Origin of the sequence: Acinetobacter uliginosus (assembly GCF_044130295.1) — a bacterium.
GTDB lineage: Bacteria > Pseudomonadota > Gammaproteobacteria > Pseudomonadales > Moraxellaceae > Acinetobacter.
This window is the reverse complement of the sequence record NZ_JBIQOC010000055.1, coordinates 1-19246: the sequence shown is the minus strand read 5'-3', so window position 1 is coordinate 19246 and position 19246 is coordinate 1. Positions and strand designations below refer to the sequence as shown.

At 41.0% G+C, this 19246-nt stretch carries 14 protein-coding genes and 3 pseudogenes; 9 read left to right on the top strand and 8 right to left on the bottom strand.

Features of this window, described 5'->3' with window-relative positions; genetic code table 11:
- Window positions 1-12: 12 nt before the first annotated feature.
- The 9 genes from thiL to ACE01T_RS11385 all read left to right on the top strand — a co-directional run bounded on the left by thiL (window position 13) and on the right by ACE01T_RS11385 (window position 12791).
- Window positions 13-930 (top strand): thiamine-phosphate kinase, encoded by a 918-nt coding sequence (thiL, locus tag ACE01T_RS11425; protein ID WP_395519289.1) that lies wholly within the window; start codon window positions 13-15, stop codon window positions 928-930.
- Window positions 908-1429 carry a phosphatidylglycerophosphatase A family protein gene (locus tag ACE01T_RS11420; protein WP_395519288.1) on the top strand — a complete coding sequence of 174 codons (522 nt, stop codon included), beginning with the start codon at window positions 908-910 and terminating at the stop codon, window positions 1427-1429. Before thiL ends, ACE01T_RS11420 begins: the two co-directional genes overlap by 23 nt.
- Window positions 1430-1450: 21 nt before the next feature.
- On the top strand, window positions 1451-2815 hold the full coding sequence (gene glmU, locus ACE01T_RS11415) for a bifunctional UDP-N-acetylglucosamine diphosphorylase/glucosamine-1-phosphate N-acetyltransferase GlmU (protein ID WP_395519287.1): 1365 nt from the start codon (window positions 1451-1453) through the stop codon (window positions 2813-2815).
- A gap of 13 nt (window positions 2816-2828) precedes the next feature.
- Window positions 2829-4667: a glutamine--fructose-6-phosphate transaminase (isomerizing) gene (gene glmS, locus ACE01T_RS11410; RefSeq protein ID WP_395519286.1), complete on the top strand. Its 1839-nt coding sequence runs from the start codon at window positions 2829-2831 to the stop codon at window positions 4665-4667.
- A gap of 514 nt (window positions 4668-5181) precedes the next feature.
- Window positions 5182-6387, top strand: a complete 1206-nt coding sequence (locus ACE01T_RS11405; RefSeq protein WP_489752751.1) for a TnsB C-terminal domain-containing protein — start codon at window positions 5182-5184, stop codon at window positions 6385-6387.
- The gene (locus ACE01T_RS11400; RefSeq protein WP_395519284.1) at window positions 6384-8066 is read left to right on the top strand and encodes an AAA family ATPase; all 1683 of its coding nucleotides are present in this window, start codon (window positions 6384-6386) and stop codon (window positions 8064-8066) included. The genes ACE01T_RS11405 and ACE01T_RS11400 overlap by 4 nt, the downstream gene beginning before the upstream one ends.
- A 26-nt stretch (window positions 8067-8092) precedes the next feature.
- Window positions 8093-9619: a TnsD family Tn7-like transposition protein gene (locus ACE01T_RS11395; protein ID WP_395519283.1), complete on the top strand. Its 1527-nt coding sequence runs from the start codon at window positions 8093-8095 to the stop codon at window positions 9617-9619.
- A 5-nt stretch (window positions 9620-9624) separates the two neighbouring features.
- Window positions 9625-11244: a Tn7-like element transposition protein TnsE gene (locus tag ACE01T_RS11390; RefSeq protein WP_395519282.1), complete on the top strand. Its 1620-nt coding sequence runs from the start codon at window positions 9625-9627 to the stop codon at window positions 11242-11244.
- Window positions 11245-11414: 170 nt separating this feature from the next.
- On the top strand, window positions 11415-12791 hold the full coding sequence (locus tag ACE01T_RS11385) for a phosphohexomutase domain-containing protein (RefSeq protein WP_395519281.1): 1377 nt from the start codon (window positions 11415-11417) through the stop codon (window positions 12789-12791).
- A gap of 82 nt (window positions 12792-12873) precedes the next feature.
- Here ACE01T_RS11385 and ACE01T_RS11380 read toward each other — a convergent pair whose 3' ends face one another.
- From ACE01T_RS11380 to ACE01T_RS11345, 8 genes and pseudogenes are all read right to left on the bottom strand, one after another.
- On the bottom strand, window positions 12874-13407 hold the full coding sequence (locus ACE01T_RS11380) for a serine acetyltransferase (protein ID WP_180081531.1): 534 nt from the start codon (window positions 13405-13407) through the stop codon (window positions 12874-12876).
- A gap of 30 nt (window positions 13408-13437) precedes the next feature.
- Complete coding sequence (gene galE, locus ACE01T_RS11375) at window positions 13438-14454, bottom strand: UDP-glucose 4-epimerase GalE (RefSeq protein ID WP_180081532.1); 1017 nt, start codon at window positions 14452-14454, stop codon at window positions 13438-13440.
- Window positions 14447-14686, bottom strand: a pseudogene (locus ACE01T_RS11370) (glucose-6-phosphate isomerase); the annotation flags it as partial. The pseudogene ACE01T_RS11370 and the gene galE, both read right to left, overlap by 8 nt.
- Window positions 14683-14794: pseudogene (locus tag ACE01T_RS11365) on the bottom strand (NAD-dependent epimerase/dehydratase family protein); the annotation flags it as partial. The pseudogenes ACE01T_RS11370 and ACE01T_RS11365, both read right to left, overlap by 4 nt.
- Entirely contained in the window at window positions 14787-16457 is a 1671-nt protein-coding gene (gene pgi, locus ACE01T_RS11360) for a glucose-6-phosphate isomerase (RefSeq protein WP_395519292.1), read from the bottom strand. The gene pgi and the pseudogene ACE01T_RS11365, both read right to left, overlap by 8 nt.
- A 2-nt stretch (window positions 16458-16459) precedes the next feature.
- The gene (locus tag ACE01T_RS11355; protein ID WP_395519280.1) at window positions 16460-17716 is read right to left on the bottom strand and encodes a nucleotide sugar dehydrogenase; all 1257 of its coding nucleotides are present in this window, start codon (window positions 17714-17716) and stop codon (window positions 16460-16462) included.
- Between the two features lie 11 nt (window positions 17717-17727).
- On the bottom strand, window positions 17728-18603 hold the full coding sequence (galU, locus tag ACE01T_RS11350; RefSeq protein WP_395519291.1) for a UTP--glucose-1-phosphate uridylyltransferase GalU: 876 nt from the start codon (window positions 18601-18603) through the stop codon (window positions 17728-17730).
- 31 nt (window positions 18604-18634) lie between these two features.
- Window positions 18635-19138, bottom strand: a pseudogene (locus ACE01T_RS11345) (sugar transferase); the annotation flags it as partial.
- Window positions 19139-19246: the final 108 nt, after the last annotated feature.

The following is a 19246-nucleotide window of genomic DNA, read 5'->3' as shown; positions in this document are numbered from 1 at the left end:
TAGATTTGTTGTATGGCTGAGTTCTCGATCATTGATACTTATTTTAATCGACAGACCTCTGCGTCGGTCGATTTGGGTGTTGGTGATGACTCAGCCTTGCTCACCCCTCCTCCACAGCAACAACTGGTCATCTGTGCCGATACTTTAGTTGCTGGACGTCATTTCCCCTTAGATACAAATCCCCATGCCATCGGCTGGAAATCTGTTGCGGTCAATTTATCTGACATTGCCGCCATGGGTGCCAAACCGCACAGCATTTTACTGGCATTGAGCCTACCCCAAATTGATCACGACTGGCTCAAAGGCTTTAGTCAGGGTTTATATGATTGCTGCGATCAATTTGGGGTGAGTTTAATTGGCGGTGATACCACGCAAAGTCCTCATCTCACCATTTCGGTCACTGCACTTGGCTGGATAGAAACCGGCAAAGCCATCACACGCTCAGGCGCACAAGTCGGTGATTATGTCTGTGTCTCTGGCACAGTCGGTGATGCTGCATTTGCTTTGCACAATTTAGGACATTCGCTACAAAAACGTCTGGATTATCCAACGCCACGTTGCCAGTTTGGACAACAACTCAAAGGCCTGGCATCCAGCATGATAGATGTGTCTGATGGATTAGCACAAGATTTAGGCCATATTTTAAAAGCCTCAAAAGTGGGTGCAATACTGGAATTAAGCCAGTTACCGATCAGTCCAGATTTACAAAATTTAACTCAAGAACAGCAATGGCAATATGCCCTCGCGGGTGGCGATGACTACGAGTTATGCTTTACAATAAGCCCGCAAAATTATGAAAAGCTTTTGCAACAACAATTAGATGTCAACATTAGCAAAATTGGACAAATTGACCAAAAAACTGAGTTAACTTTTGTGCAGAATGGCGTAGACCATTCGCTGCATTTTCATGGATATCAACACTTTGCATAAACCTGCGATTCATTTTAAAGACATGTCCTGGTACAACCGCTTTATCGTTTTTTGCGGTGTCGGATTTGGTTCCGGGTTGTTACCCAAAGCGCCGGGCACTTTTGGTTCGGCCTTTGCATTGCTGTTTATTCCTGCCTGGCTTGCAATTGGCTTTACCAACTCCATTATTGCCATGATTTTAATGTCACTTATTGGCATTTATATTTGCGGGCAAACCGCTAAAGTAATGGGCGTACATGACGATGGCCGTATTGTTTGGGATGAATTTGCAGGACAATCGATTACCTTCCTGCCCCTGATTTACTTCGCACAAATGAGCTGGCTTTGGGTGCTCGTCGGATTTGTCCTGTTCCGCTTATTTGATGTCTGGAAACCCTGGCCTATTCGTGTCATCGACCGACAAGTCGGTGGCGGTTTCGGCATTATGTTTGATGATATTATTGCCGGCATTTGGGCCGCAATCTGTATTCTCGTGTACCTCAACATTTCAATGGCTTAAGCCAAGTTTTTAAGGTGTATTATGTCAACTTCTGTGATTATTCTTGCTGCCGGTAAAGGAACTCGAATGCGTTCGAGCTTACCCAAAGTATTGCAGCCGCTCGCAGGACGCCCTCTACTCGGTCATGTCATTGAAACGGCTAAAAAATTAAATGCCAAAAATATTATTACCATTTTTGGACACGGCGGTGATCTAGTTCAACAAGCCTTTGCACAGGAAAATGTACAATGGGTTGAACAAGCCGAACAGCTGGGTACAGGCCATGCGGTAAAAGTGACGTTACCCGTACTACCTACTGATGGTGTTTCACTCATTCTTTCCGGTGATGTCCCTTGCATTAGCCAAGAAACCTTAGAGAAGCTGCTCGCTGTTTCACGTGAAACAGGTATTGGTCTGGTGACACTAACTTTGGCTGATGCGACCGGTTATGGCCGTATCGTGCGTGAAAACAATAAAATTCAAGCCATTGTTGAACATAAAGATGCAAACGATGCACAGCGTCAAATCAAGGAAATCAATACCGGTATTTACTGTGTCAGCAATGCCAAACTGCATCAATGGTTACCAAAATTAAGCAACAACAATGCCCAAGGCGAATATTACCTGACCGACATCGTGGCCATGGCGATTGCCGATGGTCTTGAAGTGGCTTCTGTTGAACCGGAACGTGCCTTTGAAGTGGAAGGCGTGAATGACCGCATCCAATTGGCTGCTTTAGAACGCGAATTCCAGGCCTACCAGGCCAAACTTCTGATGCAGCAAGGCGTACATATCATTGATCCAAGCCGTTTTGACCTGCGTGGCAATCTTACAGTCGGTCAAGATGTGCGGATCGATATCAACGTGATCATCGAAGGTGATTGCGAACTCGGCAACAATGTTGAAATTGGTGCGGGTTGCGTGATTAAGAATACCAAGATTGCTTCAGGCACCAAAGTACAACCCTATAGTATCTTTGACAATGCCGTGGTCGGTGAAGATACGCAAATTGGACCGTTTGCCCGTTTACGCCCTGGTGCCAAGCTTGCCAATGAAGTGCATATTGGCAACTTTGTTGAAGTGAAAAATTCCACAATTGGCCTCGGCTCTAAAGCCAATCATTTTACTTATTTAGGTGATGCCGAAGTCGGCGCAGGTTCAAATATTGGTGCCGGTACCATTACCTGTAATTATGATGGTGCCAATAAATTTAAAACCATTATTGGTGATTCAGCCTTTATCGGCTCGAACAGTTCACTGGTTGCCCCGGTCAGTATTGGCAATGGTGCCACTGTCGGTGCAGGTTCAGTCATCACACGCGATGTAGCAGAAAATAGTTTGGCCTTTGAACGATCAAAACAAGTGGCTAAAGAAAACTATCAACGCCCCCAAAAATTGAAAAAATAAGAGGATTATAAATATGTGCGGAATTGTCGGTGGCGTTGCAGAACGTAATATTAGCAATATTTTAATTGAAGGTCTTAAGCGCCTGGAATACCGTGGCTATGATTCAGCTGGGGTTGCGCTGATCAATGGCGGTCATGTCCTGCGCGAACGCCGTGTGGGTAAAGTGATCAACTTGGAACAGGCAGTGAATGAGTCGAATATCGAAGGTTCACTGGGGATTGCACATACCCGCTGGGCAACCCATGGCAAACCGACTGAAAACAATGCTCACCCGCATGTTTCTGGTACGGTAGCTGTGGTGCATAACGGCATTATTGAAAACTATCAAGAACTGAAAGACGATCTTGAAGCCTTGGGCTATGTGTTTACTTCACAAACGGATACCGAAGTTGTCGCACATCTGGTCAATGATGCATTAAAATCAACTTCCAGTCTTCTAGAAGCGGTTCAACAGGTTGTTCCTCAGCTCAAAGGGGCTTATGCACTGGGTATCGTGCATACCGATCATCCGAATGAGCTGATTACCGTTCGTGAAGGTTCACCTTTGGTCATTGGTGTCGGCATTGGCGAGAACTTTATCAGTTCGGATCAATTGGCGCTGCTTCCAATTACCAACCGTTTTATTTACCTGGAAGAAGGTGATATTGCACGTTTAACACGTAATAGCATTGAAGTTTTTGTGGATGGGCAATTGGTGAATCGCCCAGTAAAAGAACTGGATGCAACAGTCAGCAATGCGTCTAAAGGTGAATATAAGCACTACATGCTCAAAGAAATTTATGAGCAACCTGAAGCGATTCAGCAAACCATTTCCCAAGCCTTGAATGGCAACGATTTACGCGAAGATTTCTTAAGTAAAGCCGTTGCTGATTTTGAAAAGATTCAACAGGTGCAAATTATTGCCTGTGGAACCAGTTACCATGCCGGCATGATTGCAAAATACTGGTTTGAGCAACTGATTGACCTGCCTTGCCAAGTCGAAATTGCCAGCGAATTCCGTTACCGCACCCCTGTGATTGTCAATAACACACTTTATGTATGTATTTCTCAATCCGGTGAAACAGCCGATACTTTGGCTGCGCTGCGTGATACCCAAAAACGCGCTGCTGCAAAAAGTTTAAACATTACCACCATGACCATTTGTAATGTGGCTACCTCTTCAATGGTACGTGAAACCAATCATAGCCTGTTAACCTTGGCTGGACCTGAAATTGGCGTTGCTTCAACCAAAGCATTTACCACCCAACTTGCAGCACTCATGCTGCTGGTACTGAAAATTGGTCAAGTCAAGCAAAGTATCTCGGCTGAACAAATTACTGCCATTACTACTGATTTATGGCATACCCCGAAAGTCATTTTAGATACTTTGCAACATGATAAAGACATTTTACGTTTATCTGAACTGTTTGTAGAAAAGCAGCACTGCCTGTTTTTAGGTCGTGGTACCGAGTTTCCGATTGCCCTTGAAGGTGCGTTGAAACTGAAAGAAATTTCATATATTCATGCCGAAGGTTATGCAGCTGGTGAACTGAAACATGGTCCATTGGCACTGGTAGACAATGACATGCCGGTGGTGATTCTTGCTCCGCAAGACGACATGCTCGACAAGCTCAAATCCAATATGGAAGAAGTTCAGGCTCGTGGTGGTGAACTGTTTGTCTTTGCTGATGAAAACAGTGGTATTAAAGGAAAAGACCGCCAACATGTAGTTCATGTGCCAAGTATCAGCCCGGTTCTTGCGCCTATTGTTTATAGTATTCCGGTGCAGCTCCTGTCTTACCATGTCGCAGTCTTACGTGGTACGGATGTCGATCAACCACGCAACCTGGCAAAATCGGTAACGGTTGAATAATAAATTTTGATATAAGGCTGGGTGTGTTCGTATAATTAAGTTTGTATCAAATAATTAAGTTTAGATTTAATTATTTTAGTTTGTATATTTATAAAGTAAGCAAACAGCAAATCGAACCCTTTAGGTATGGTAGTTCTCTGCCAAATCTAAAGGGTTTTTTAATATAATGCAATCTAAATTAAAACCCATGCTATAAAAACAAAGTTTTTATTAAAAATGCAATATATTCAATAGCATATATCTGCATAAAACTCTTATTTAACATTCAACAAGTATCAATTTTTTAAATTTCTCTTGAAAATATCATTCTTATTTAAGCTGATCTTTGCCTTTCTGAGCAAAAAATCGTGTCTCAAATGATGGAAATCTACAAACAAACTTAATTTTGCTCATAATTTAATATACAAAATTCAAATACAAACTTAATTTTAAAATTTAAAAATAATGCATTCAAAATATCAATAACTTAGGATATAAAATCAAACAAACTTAATTAAATTACCATATCAGCCGAATGATTACTGGGCTTTATGTCGGTATGGAAAACAGTTCATTTAACACAGCCATACAATGCCTCAGCGTTGCAATCCAAGATAAAGTGACATTCTGTCAGAGTTACGGCTTGCAAATACAATCGGAAGACTGGCCTATTTATGGTTTACCTAGTGCCATACTTGCAGACCGCGGTGAACTAATTGGATATCAAATTGAACTTCTTGAAAAAAACTTTTCTGTTCGAATTGAAAATGCTCCACCATATCGAAGCGATGCCAAAGGTATTGTGGAGAGGGCTTTCGGAATCATTCAGTCACGCTTTAAATCCTACGAGAATATCGGTGTTGTTTCTGGATTCAAGGAAAAAAAGAAAGGCGGACATGATTATCGCCTAGAAGCTTGTCTGACTCTAGAAGAGTTCAGAAAAATCATATTAAGCTGCGTCTTATTACGCAATAATTTTGACGTTTTGACAAAATATGATCGCAGTGCCGATATGCCAACTGACCTGCCTTCTATCCCTCTTAAGCTCTGGCAGTGGGGCCTACAGCACCGTACTGGGATGTTGAGACAAGTGGATAACAAATCACTATATGTTGGCTTGCTACCTAGGATCGATGCATCCTTAAGTGATAAAGGACTTAAAGTCAAAGGATTAGTCTATCAATGTTTGGAAATGCATCAACAAGGCTGGTTTATTCGTAACACGACCAAATCCCGCCCGAAAAAGTTGCGGATTGGTTTTGACCCATACTCAGTAAATACCATTTATGTTTTCTTTGATGAAAATAAATTGGAATACTGGGAAGCCCACTTAAGTGATGCCTCACGTCAATATCAGCATCTGACCTGGTGGGAAGCTGAACAAATTCAAAAAGCGATCAAAACTGTTGAAAAACAGCATTCGCAACTAAAGTCTGTAGCCATCAGTGAATTGCAGGATTTTACTGACAAAATCATTCATGCAGCACAGAGTCGGCAGGCTCAAGTAGGAGTACACCAACTTTCTAAAGCACAACGTACTCGGGATATCCGTCAGAATAAACAAGAAGCTATCCAAGTGGAACGTGCGGAACATCTCCAGAACAGACCCAGCAATTCTATCCAGACTATCAATCCCAACCAAGACAATTCTCAAATATCCCAATCTGACAGCAGCAATCTGGATTTAACCAGTCAACCAGACTTAATGAGACAATTATTTGAAGAGGACGATGAAGAATGAATAATAATGAAATAGTAGTTAATACATCGATACAAGACATCTATGGGGATAATCCTCTCATTACTAAATTACCGCCTATCCTTGATACAAAGTCAGTCATTAAACACCTACGGGGAAAACTGAAATTTATTCCAGAACAACGTTTCTTACCCCAACCAGAAAGAATCCATCTGATTGCTCAGCTGCCTCATGATTTTTTTCAACCACTGACCAAACATCTATCACTGGAACAAAAAATTTCTATCATGATCCGGCAAGGTTACGTGAGTAGAAACATCAATAATGGTGATAGACAAAGGCATTTACACGCCGCTTTTCAACAACTTGAACCATCAAATGAAAGTTCTTACCGATATGCACCTCCAGAATCAACTGCGACCAGCATGTCAATTATAGGATGCTCAGGAAGCGGCAAAACAACGACGATGAACAAGATTTTGCGTTATTACCCGCAAGTGATTGAGCATAAAGAGCTAGGATTAAAACAAATTGTTTTCCTTAAAATTGATTGCCCGCATGACAGCTCTTTAAAAAACTTATGTTCAAACTTTTTTAGAGCAGTAGATTTAGCATTAGGAGATACTAACTTTGAGCATCGTTTCACCAGAAGCCGCTTAAATGTGAATGCAATGCTGCAACAGATGAAAATTATCGCAAATAATTATTCTATTGGACTTCTGATCATTGATGAAATCCAGCATTTGAATACAAAAAAATCTGGCGGGGCTGAGATCATTCTTAATTTCTTTGTCACGCTGGTGAATGTGGCATCGATCCCTATCGTGATGATTGGGACACCTAAAGCGAATGAAATCCTGCAAGAAGACTTAAGGTCAGCTAGACGCAGTGCAGGATTAGGCTCTTTAATCTGGGAACCTATGCGAAATGAAGTGCCTATTCCCGATCCTGGCGACCCTGATCAAATGATCATTTCTGAATGGTATGCCTTTACCAACAAGCTGTGGCAATATCAATGGATTCAACAACCAGCTGAACTGACCGATGAATTAAGAAACACTTGGTATTATTATACGCAGGGTATTCCAGATCTAGTGGTTAAGCTGTTCTGTCTGGTACAAATTCACGCCATCACCATCGGCCTGGAAAAAATCACCTCAGAATTATTTAAAAAGGTCTATGAAGAACAATTACAGCCAGTCCACGACATTTTAGATGCACTGCGTTCAGGCAATCCCGCACGTATTGCACGGTATTCTGACCTAACCATCCCTCAAGTTCAAATTGAAGAATATGTTGAAAAACAACGTTTTAAATCTGAATTAAAAATGGAAAAACAGCATAAAGATTTAGGACCGCATTATTCTACCCTCATTGGTATGCTGACAGCCTTTGGTCACCCGGCTGCTACAATAGAACAGTATGTTACTTCTACATTAAAACGATATCCAAACGAAAAATTACAGGTACTTCTCCAGCATATTTTAGAGATATTAGATAGCTCTTCCACTGAAGATGAACTTGAAAAAGATCAGATTACAACTCCAGTAAAGAAGCCAAGAGCATCACGTAAAGTGATGAAAGCAGAGGAATGGAAGAGTACTGAAGCGAATGATTTACGAAATTTTTTCAGTCAAGCACAAGAACAGGAAGTAGATGTCTATGAGCTATTAAAATCATCGAACTACTTGTTTAATCCTACACAGCCAATTTTGCATTAAGCAGAAAGAATGGAGGGTGAGACATCGTGATTTCGAATTTTCCAACCCCATATCCAGATGAGTTGATTTATAGTGTAATTGCACGTTATGCCGTTCACCATGGAATTCTGAGTCCAAAATATCTCACGGAAGAGTTATTCAACAACAGGAATTTGACACCAACTTATGATTTACCCTCTCATCTAGACAAATTGGCCAGTTATTTACCGGATTGCTATGATGCACTCCGTTTAATCAACCAGCACACCTTGTTGCCAATTTATCAACCGTTTCAACCTAGAGCTGTGATGATTCATGCTGTAAAGATATTGCAAAGTGAACAGTACCAATCACTGCATACCAAGCTGGGAAAAAATGCGTCACGAATCAAATCTGTAAATTTTTTTCGGTTCTGCCCTCATTGCTGGCAAGAACAGATGGAGCAATATGGTGAAGTTTACTGGAAACGCAGCTGGCAGATTACAGGATATGAATATTGTACAAAGCATGCATCCCCCCTTTTTGTAAGCTCAGTCCCTTGTAATGGACTAGACCGAAAATTTTATGTTGCTCATTTAAATGCTCTTAAGGATTCTTCACAGCTCAAATTTAATCCACAGGACTTACATCACCATATCGAGCTTGCAGAACTAATCGATGAGCTACTCACTCATTCAACCTACATCACTGTACAAAATTTTTCGACTTTATCGAATGCCTATTTCAATCTCTTGAAAGACAGGGATTTACTATCAGGTCAAAAAAATGTCAACTATGAAAGAGTTCGTCAACTTGTTGTCGATTATTGGGGTGAAAATTTTCTTCAATACTATAACCTAGGTGATCTGCGGTCTGAGAATTGCTGGCTCAAGAATATCTGCAGAAAACACCGAAAAGCTTTTTCATATCTCGAACATTTGATCCTGATAAGGGCTCTGATTTCCACATGCAGCCCAATTCACACGTATCAACAATACCTTGATATGGCGGCCACAGCTATAGAAGAACAAACCATCCCAGTCAATGTGAAACCTGAGACTAATCAAATATTTTCGGATGATCAAATCAAATGGATACAGTTAATTCAGGAATTACCAGTCAAATCAGCCCGCCAAAAAAATGGTGCACTGTATGCTCGTTTGTATCGTAGCCAAAAAGAATGGCTATTAAAGATCAATCAAACCGCTGTCATGGCACCACTCTCCCCACCCAAGCCACGTGTCGACTGGAATATTCGGGATCGTCAGTTTATGAAACAACTGATTAAGATACGTGATGAATTATTAGAAGACATAGACTCACCACAATGGACTAAAAAATTTTTGATCAAACAACTAGGTCATGTCAGCCTGATTGAAAAAAACTGGCATTTTCTGCCGTTGACTACAGCATTTCTAGATCGTTACGCTGAGTCTGTAGAGTGTTATCAAATACGTCGTCTTACTCGGACATTTATTCATCAACAAACTGAGAATAAGTACTATCCGCCGAGTGTCTTTCTACGCCTATCCGGATTAAGCCCAGAACGCTTAACGCCAGAAGCGCGTCGATTTTTTAATCATATAATGGGGTAAAAATAGTGAGGACGCTTCCTTTAGCCTGTGTACCAAAAGAAAACATTTACTATTATGCAACACAGATTACCCGTCGTGGGGCAACTCGTTTTTATATCGAGACAACTTTATGTGATGCACCTGATAATAGATATTTTGAAACTGAAATGCCAATTGAAAGCATCCTCTTATATCACTACAAAACACCGCTAAATCAAATTGAGCCAGTATCTCTAGTCAACCGCAAGCTCACTCAAATCAATTTGGGAATTTTGAACAAGACCAATGCAGAAAATCCAACTGTAAATACCCATCCGACATATCGCAATCGTCCCTGCTTCAGTTTCCAATATCACAATCCAGGAAATGCTTTGGAGGGGTGGATCATTCAAATACCTAAACTAGTATTAGGACGAGATCTTCTCTTCTCTCACCCCTATTTTTTACGTGCGGCACTGTTTGCTGAAAGATACACAACTGATGTACTAATTGATCGCAATGAAAAGAAAGCATTTCATATTTTTATTGCACCGAACAGAAAAATAACCGCAAAGGATTTAAAAGATCGTGTTTTTCTACAAAAACTCGCGTTAATTCTTTTACACCCTGAATTAAATCGGACATTCTTAAGTGTTTATGAAAAAACCATTGCAAATCAGGCCCACTCCCAAGCCTATCACTTTGATATGGATGCCCCTGTCCTAGACAACATTCAACTCGATGTGGATGGTCTCATGTATCCAGAAAAAAAGATTTTTCGGATCGAGCGTATCAATTCGTTTGAAAATTTAGAAACAGGAATAAAGAAGCCCATTATATTTCATGTGGTCACTCAAAAACGTTTGGGGGAGATTAAAGATATTTTTGGTGAAAATAAGAGGCAAAAACCGTCAGGGAGTCAAGATAAATCTAAACTTGACAGTGAAGCTAAGGCTGATATCGATCAGCAAATTACACAACTTCGAAATAAAGTTGGGCAAATTCTTACTATTGAAGACCTACGCTTCTCTATACATGCTTCCCGTTCAGAAATCGCCGGTCAAGGAGGGAATACAGGTAGAAAAGATGATTCAATAGAGCATGGTTTTGCAGGTGGTGAAGCACAAGATGATGGCACTTTACCAGGCTTTACCATAGATTCAGGCACCACTTTTGTAGATGACCATCATCATAATTTTTTCCTGATGGTAAAAGAAATCGAAAAAAAGGGGTATAAAGTCGAAAACATCCATAATAAAGATTTCGTAAAATGTGGCAGATTTAAAGGACATAAACTCAAGAATGGTAAAAATCGCCGATTTTATATAACACTAATACTCGATCAGAATGATAATAAGCTGTTTTACTTATGTGAAATAGACACATCAGATGGGAAAAAAAATATTTCTACTCTCATGCTCAGATATGATCATAATAGCAATAAACTCATGAATCGGCAGATAGAGCCTTTCAAAATTGTGATCCTGTCACAATCTCTGAGTTGGCCTAAAGAATTTTTAACTAAAATACATGACATAAAGCCTTATACGATTAATCATCCTGCAAAAGACCTTATTGCCATTGATGCTCGTTATTATGAAGGCTGGGCGGAGCGTATTCTTGAGAAATGGCACTCAGTAAAAAATTCATCTTCACCAATCACATAACTCATACTCGACAATCTAGATCATGAGATTGAGATAAAAAACCGATTGAACATCACATAAATAAGGTAGTTACAATCATGACTGCACGAAATCTGATAAGAGAATTATGGTGCTATGATATGGTCACTCCTTCCGTTTCCCATTAATTTTAAAGGATCTTGATAACTCACATGACAACACTAAGCTGCTTTAAAGCCTACGATATTCGTGGAAAATTGGGTGAAGAATTAAACGAAGACATCGCTTATAAAATTGGCCGGGCTTATGGCCAAATTTATCAACCTAAAACAGTGGTAATCGGTTGTGATATTCGTTTGAGCAGTGAAGACCTGAAGCAGGCGACCATTCGCGGTTTAAATGATGCTGGTGTTAAGGTACTCGATTTAGGCATGACTGGTACGGAAGAAGTCTATTTTGGAGCATTCCACCTAGACGTTCAAGGGGGCATTGAAATCACTGCCAGTCATAATCCGATGGATTACAATGGCATGAAACTGGTGCGTGAAAATGCCCGTCCGATCAGTGCAGATACGGGTTTAAAAGACATCCAGCTTTTAGCAGAATCAGGCGTATTTAAAGACGTTGAGCAAAAAGGGACGACCGAAAAATATAATATCCTGCCTGAATTTGTAGATCACCTCATGACTTACATCGAACCTTGCAAAATCGCACCCATGAAACTGGTGGTAAACGCGGGTAATGGTGCAGCGGGTCATGTGATTGATGCGATTGAAGAAAAATTCAAAGTCCTGAATGTACCGGTAGAATTTATTAAAATTCACCATGAAGCCGATGGCACCTTTCCGAATGGTATTCCTAACCCGCTGCTCGTTGAAAACCGTGACAGCACGCGTAAAGCCGTGATTGAGCATGGGGCTGACATGGGCCTTGCCTGGGATGGCGACTTTGACCGCTGCTTCCTGTTTGATGAAAAAGGCCAGTTTATTGAAGGCTATTATATTGTGGGTCTATTGGCACAAGCGTTCTTGCTGAAACAGTCGGGTGAGAAAATTGTGCATGACCCTCGCTTGGTCTGGAATACCTTTGATATTGTTGAACAATACCAGGGTGAATCGATCCAGTCTAAATCCGGCCACTCTTTCATTAAAGAAAAAATGCGTGAGCATAATGCTGTGTATGGCGGAGAAATGAGTGCACACCATTATTTCCGTGACTTTGCCTATTGCGATAGCGGCATGATTCCATGGCTGTTAGCGGTGTCGGTATTGTCTGAAACTCAAAAACCGTTGTCTGCTCTGGTAGAAGAAATGATTGCAAAATTCCCATGCTCAGGCGAAATCAACTTCAAAGTGGCAGATACCCAAACGACCATTCAAAAGATTTTTGATCATTATGCCGATCAAAATCCAGCAATTGATCAAACAGATGGTGTAAGCCTGGATTTTGGTGCATGGCGTTTCAATGTACGCGCTTCCAATACCGAGCCATTACTGCGCTTAAATATTGAAAGCCGTGCAGATAAAAATCCTGAACCGATACAAGATTATGTGGATGAATTGACCCAACTGATTCAAGGCAATCGTTAAAAATAAGATTGCAATGTACAATTGTATTGCCATCTTATAAAAAGAGCTCAAATTGAGCTCTTTTATTTTAAAAACTAGTCATTTAAATTTTATATCTTTTGTTCACAAACTTTCCTGGCTGTTCAAAGTTAAGTACCTTGGCATAGTTACCTGCAGCAGTTGCATTTTCAGGGATGTCTTTGGTCACTATACTGCCCGCACCAATCGTTACATTATTGCCAATTTTAACATTTTCAATAATGCACACATTTGGCCCTATATAGACATTATCTCCAATCATAGCCGCTGGACCTAAATTTGCCCCAATCGTGGTATATTGTGATAAATTCACATTATTACCTATCGTTGCCGTTGGACTTACCACCAATGGTCCACCATGACCAATATATAAACCAAACCCAATTTTTGTATTGGCATGAATATCAATGCCATATTTTTTCTTTTTATAATAAAAAACAGGATAGGCAATCTTGGCGAGCAAAGTTTTAGAACTGGCAATTCTAAGCCACACAGAAAAATTAAATCCTCGATTAAAAAAATAATTTTTAATAAAAGAACTTAGTTTTTGATTGCCTGTATATCGATATAAATCACTCAAAATTAATTTCAAGATCATCGAATCCACCTGTCTGTTCATGATCGGATCTTAGATAAACCCTTTCGGATTTTGCTTTTGCCAGTTCCAGCTATCAGCCAGCATATCTTCCAGAGTATATTGCGGTTTCCAACCTAACTCTTGCATAGCACGGGTATTGTCTGCAAATGAAGTCGCCACATCACCTTCACGACGCGGCTCAATGCTATAGGCGACCGGCACATGGTTGACCCGTTCAAACGTTTTCACTACTTCTAGAACCGATGACCCCTGACCGGTTCCAATATTCCAGGCACGACAGCCTTTTGCCATAAGGCGATTATTCAAGGCACACAAATGCGCATTCGCCAAATCCACCACATGGATATAATCGCGCACGCCAGTTCCATCAGCTGTATCGTAATCATTGCCGAAGATCGACAGTTTTTCACGACGGCCAACTGCGACTTGAGTGACAAATGGCATCAGGTTATTCGGAATGCCTTGCGGATCTTCTCCAATACGACCACTTTTATGCGCACCGACCGGGTTGAAATAACGCAGTAAGGCAATCGACCAGCGTTGATCTGCTAGGGACAATTTCTGTAAAAGCTGTTCAACAATCAGTTTGGTATAACCATAGTTATTACTCGGCATACCTGTAGGCATGTCTTCATTTAAAGGTGATACATTCGCCTCATCATACACTGTAGCCGAGGAACTGAAGACCAGATTAAATACCCCTGCGCGCTGCATGGCCTGTACCAGTTGAATGGAGCCAGAAATATTATTGTCAAAATAAGCCAATGGAATTTGCTGGCTTTCACCTACCGCTTTTAACCCGGCAAAATGAATCACCGCATCAATGTGATGCTGCTGAAAAACCTGATCTAAAACTTGTGCATCACGAATGTCACCTTGCACAAAAGTAAGGTTTTTTCCACAGATCTGTTGTACACGGTTTAAAGACTCTTCCGAACTATTGCAGAGATTATCCAGCACGATGACTTCATGCTCTGAACTTAACAGTTCCACACAGGTATGCGAGCCGATAAAGCCTGCACCGCCGGTCACTAAGATTTTAGCCATCTGTTTTTCCTAATAATATCTTTAATAAACCTTGAGTCGAGGCATCCAGCTCTGAAACATTCTGACTTTCGCCACTTAAAATCGGCAGCAGCTGATTGGCAATTTCCTTGCCCTTTTCAACACCCCACTGGTCAAAGGGATTAATATTCCACAGTACAGACTGCACAAACACTTTATGTTCATACATGGCAATCAGCATCCCCAGACTATAGGGTGTCAGCTCTTTAAGTAAATTGCAGAGATTATCCAGCACAATGACTTCATGCTCTGAATTTAACAGTTCCACGCAGGTATGCGAGCCAATATAACCTGCTCCACCGGTCACTAAAATTTTAGCCATGGGTTTTTCCTAATAAAATATCTATTAAGCCTCGAGTCGAGGCATCTAAATCTGAAATATTCTGACTTTCACCACTTAAAATCGGCAACAGCTGATTGGCAATTTCCTTGCCTTTTTCAACACCCCATTGATCAAAGGGATTGATATTCCAGAGTACAGACTGCACAAACACTTTATGTTCATACATGGCAATCAACATACCCAGACTATACGGTGTCAGCTCTTTGAGTAAAATGGTGCTACTAGGCTGATTGCCTACATATTGTTTATAGACAGGTAAATGATCGAGTTCAGCCTGATCCAAGGCCTGATTACCAAATGCCAGCAAGCGTGACTGTGCCAGACAATTGGACAGTGCCAAATGATGCTGCTCAATCAAGGCATCGGCATTATCTACATAAGTAAATTGCTGGGCATTATAGCGTTTGACCGGTGCAATAAAATCACAGCTGACGGCTTGTGTACCTTGATGCAATAACTGATAGAAAGCATGTTGGGCATTGGGTCCGACCTCACCCCAAACAATCGGGCAAGTATTGGTTTCAACCTGCTCACCTGTACGTTGAATCGATTTACCATTCGATTCCATTTCCAGCTGCTGTAAATAGGCTGCAAAGTATTTTAAACGACCATCATAAGGCAAAATGGCATGGGTCTGGATATCTAGAAAGTTGGTATTCCAGGCACCCAGCAAGCCCATCAATACCGGAATATTCTCTGCAAAAGGGGCATTCTGGAAATGTTGATCCATCGCATAAGCCCCGGCCAGTAGCTGCTTAAAGCCTGCAACCCCTATACTGAGTGCAATAGGAAAACCAATACATGACCAGAGCGAATAACGTCCGCCAACCCAGTCCCAAAGCAACAACTGATTTTCAGGAGCTATGCCCCATTCGGTCATTTTTTCAGGTTTGGTCGAGACTCCGATAAAATGGTGTTTCAGAATATGCGGATGCTGACCTAAGGCTTTTTCCAGCCATAAACGCACGGTTTGCGCATTGGACAAGGTATCAATGGTGCCAAAAGACTTGGATGAGATAATAAATAAAGTGGTTTCAGGGCGCAGCTGATGCAGCAATGCTGATAGCTGGCTGCCATCCATGGTCGAGACAAAATGTACATTTAAAGGCTTAGTGGTCTGTTTTTTAAAATCAGATAGCGCATGACTGACCATCACTGGCCCAAGATCCGAACCTCCAACACCAATATTGACCACATCCTGGATCACCTCCCCGGTCGCACCGCGACATTGACCGGCATGGATTTTTTCCACCAAGGTATACATGCGCTGAAGTTGCTGATGAACCTGCGCTGCAACTTCAGCATGCTGTTGATTATCTAGAGGCAAACGTAATGCCCAGTGCATCGCCGCACGCTGTTCGGTATAGTTAATGGCTTCACTGGAAAACAGCCGTTTAATCCAGGGTTTAAGCTCTTGTGCATTGGCCCATTCAACCAAACGGTCAATTACAGCCTGATTGACCCGATGCTTGCTAAAATCAAAAACTACATTGTCTAAATTTACAGAAAATTTTTGAAAACGGTCATCTTCTTCTGCAAAGAAATCGGTTAAATGTTTATTTTTTAATTCATTTTTTAAGCTTAATAACTTACCTAGAACTGAATGTGTCTCTTCTACTGGATAAAGTTGTGTTTGAGTCATCATTAACGCCCTACCCCCATATAGGCAAATCCCTGTGCTTTCACATAGTCTGGATCATAAATATTTCGACCATCCAAAATCAGCGGATGCTGCATTATTTTTAATAAAGTTGGGTAATCGGGACTCCAATATTGTTTCCAGGCAGTTAACAGGCATAAGGCATGTGCGCCGTTTACGGCTTCATACTGCTCGGTACAATAAATCAAGTCCTCACGATGACCATAGACTTTTTCAATTTCAGCCAAAGCCTGCGGATCATGCAGTTTGACCGTCACCCCTTGTGCCCAAAGCGCAGTTAGCATGGCATGAATGGGAGATTGCTGAATACGAGAGGTATTTTCTTTAAAAGAGGCACCCCAAATTGCTACAGTTTTACCTTTTAAATCGCCATGATAATAATTCCACAGCTTTCTAAATAGCAGCTCTTTTTGTTGTTCATTGATTTCCCAAACCTGCGCCAGCAGCTGACTTTTAGCTCCTGTCCCGGACACGGTATTGGCCAAAGTGAGAATATCATGCGAGAAATTCTCTCCACCAAAACCCGCACCTGGATATAGATAGGACGACCCGATCCGGCTATCCGCTGCCATGCCCTGACGCACATGCTCGATATCAATGCCCAATTTTTCAGCCACTACGGCTAGGTCATTGATATAGCTAATGCGTGTAGCCAACATGCCTGAAATACTAAGCTTGGTAAATTCAGCATCTAAAATGGACATAAATAAATATTGCTGATGACGTGGAAATAATGGACGCAATAATTCCTGGATTTTGAGTTGAACCCTACTTTGCTCGCAGCCCACAATCAACTGTTCGGCTTGAGTCATACTGCCCAAGGCATTTCCCTCCTGAATGATGTCAGGTAAATACACCCAATCATCTTCAGGTAAATACTTTTGTAATTTTTCCGTACCATGCAAGCCTAGCGTGGACGCATTAATCATCAGTTTAGGATGAATAATTGGACGCTGACCGATTTCTTTTAATATTTCAATCCCCAAATTTTCTTCAGTCGGATTAAAACTAAAAAAATAAGCATCGATATCCAGGGCAATATCATTCAGGTGACAGTATTTTAAAAATCCATTTTGTTGCTGTTTATCCAGTAACTGTTTGACTGCATCATCTTGAGCATAAGCTTGTTCTAAAGCACTTTTTTTCAGAAAATCACACCAATACACCTGATGTCCACATTCGGCTAACAATGCTGATAGGACACCTGAATACAGGGTTTGTCCAAATACTGCAATCTTCATTATTCACCGCCTTATAATGTAAGTTCCCGGATGAGTGCTTTAAAGTCCTCACCCAATTTAGGATGATCTACACCATAATGTAACATGGCTTTGAGATAACCCAGTTTGCTGCCGCAGTCAAAGGTTTGACCTTTCATTCGATAGGCTTCAACCGTTTCCGTCTTTTGTAATTCTGCAATCGCATCAGTGAGCTGAATTTCGTTGCCTGCACCTTTAGGGGTATTTTCCAATAACTGCATAATTTTGGCAGGCAGGACATAACGACCTACAACGGAAAGATTGGAAGGTGCTGTACCGACTGCCGGTTTTTCTACAATCCCTTGCATTTTAATACTTTCACCTTCTGCAGGGGAGGCAGCCACATCGACAATACCGTATTGATCGACCAGCTGATCTGGTACAGCTTCCACCATAATTTGTGAAGCTTGAGATGAATTAAAACGTTGAATCATCAAACTTAAGTCATTAACCTGATCAGAATCTTTCACCAATACATCAGGCAGTAAAACTGCAAAGTCATCTTCTCCAATCACTGCTTTCGCACAGAGCACGGCATGACCTAGACCGAGTGGTTGTGGCTGACGTACGCTGATCACACTCACATGTGGGGGTAAAATCTCAGTAATTTCTTTAAGCAAATCGAATTTCTTTTTGTTTTCGAGTGTGGTTTCCAGCTCAAAATTACGGTCGAAATAATTTTCAATCGATGCTTTGGAAGAATGAGTCACTAAAATAATCTGTTCAATCCCAGCTGCGATAGCCTCGCGTACCACATACTCAATGGCTGGACGGTCAACTACAGTCACCATTTCTTTAGGAATAGATTTACTGGCAGGTAAAAAACGTGTACCGAGGCCTGCGACTGGAAGAATAGCTTTTTTGATCATCATATAAATACTTTTATAAAAATTAACGAATTTAAGAAGATTTTGTATCTGTAGATTCTGAACGAGAAAACCGGCTTGCTCCAACAACCTGATCAGGTGCATTGATTCCCTCTTTTTTTAGCATAACAATTAATGTCTTAAACATAATCTTAAAATCTAAAAAAATTGACTGGATCTCTACATATTCTACATCTAAGTTGAACTTTTCTTCCCACGAAAGATTATTACGACCACTGACTTGAGCCAATCCTGTCATACCCGGCTTCACTTCATGACGACGCATTTTATGGGCTGTATAATATTGCATAAACTCACATAATTGTGGTCTTGGCCCTACTATACACATATCACCTTTTAGCACATTGATAAGTTGCGGCATTTCATCTAGAGTCGAGCATCTTAATTTCTGTCCAAATGGGGTAATTCTTTGATCATCGGATAGAGGATTACCTTCTTTATCGACCACATCTTTCATAGAACGAAACTTAATTATTTTAAATAATTTTCCATCTTTTCCCAGCCGTTCTTGAAAAAAAAGAGTAAGCGTCCGCTGAACACACCTTCTGAATTCATCCTATAAGCCTTAATTTAGTCCCCACTTAGAAACAAGTGGGGACTTAAATTTATGACTACAAATAATCAG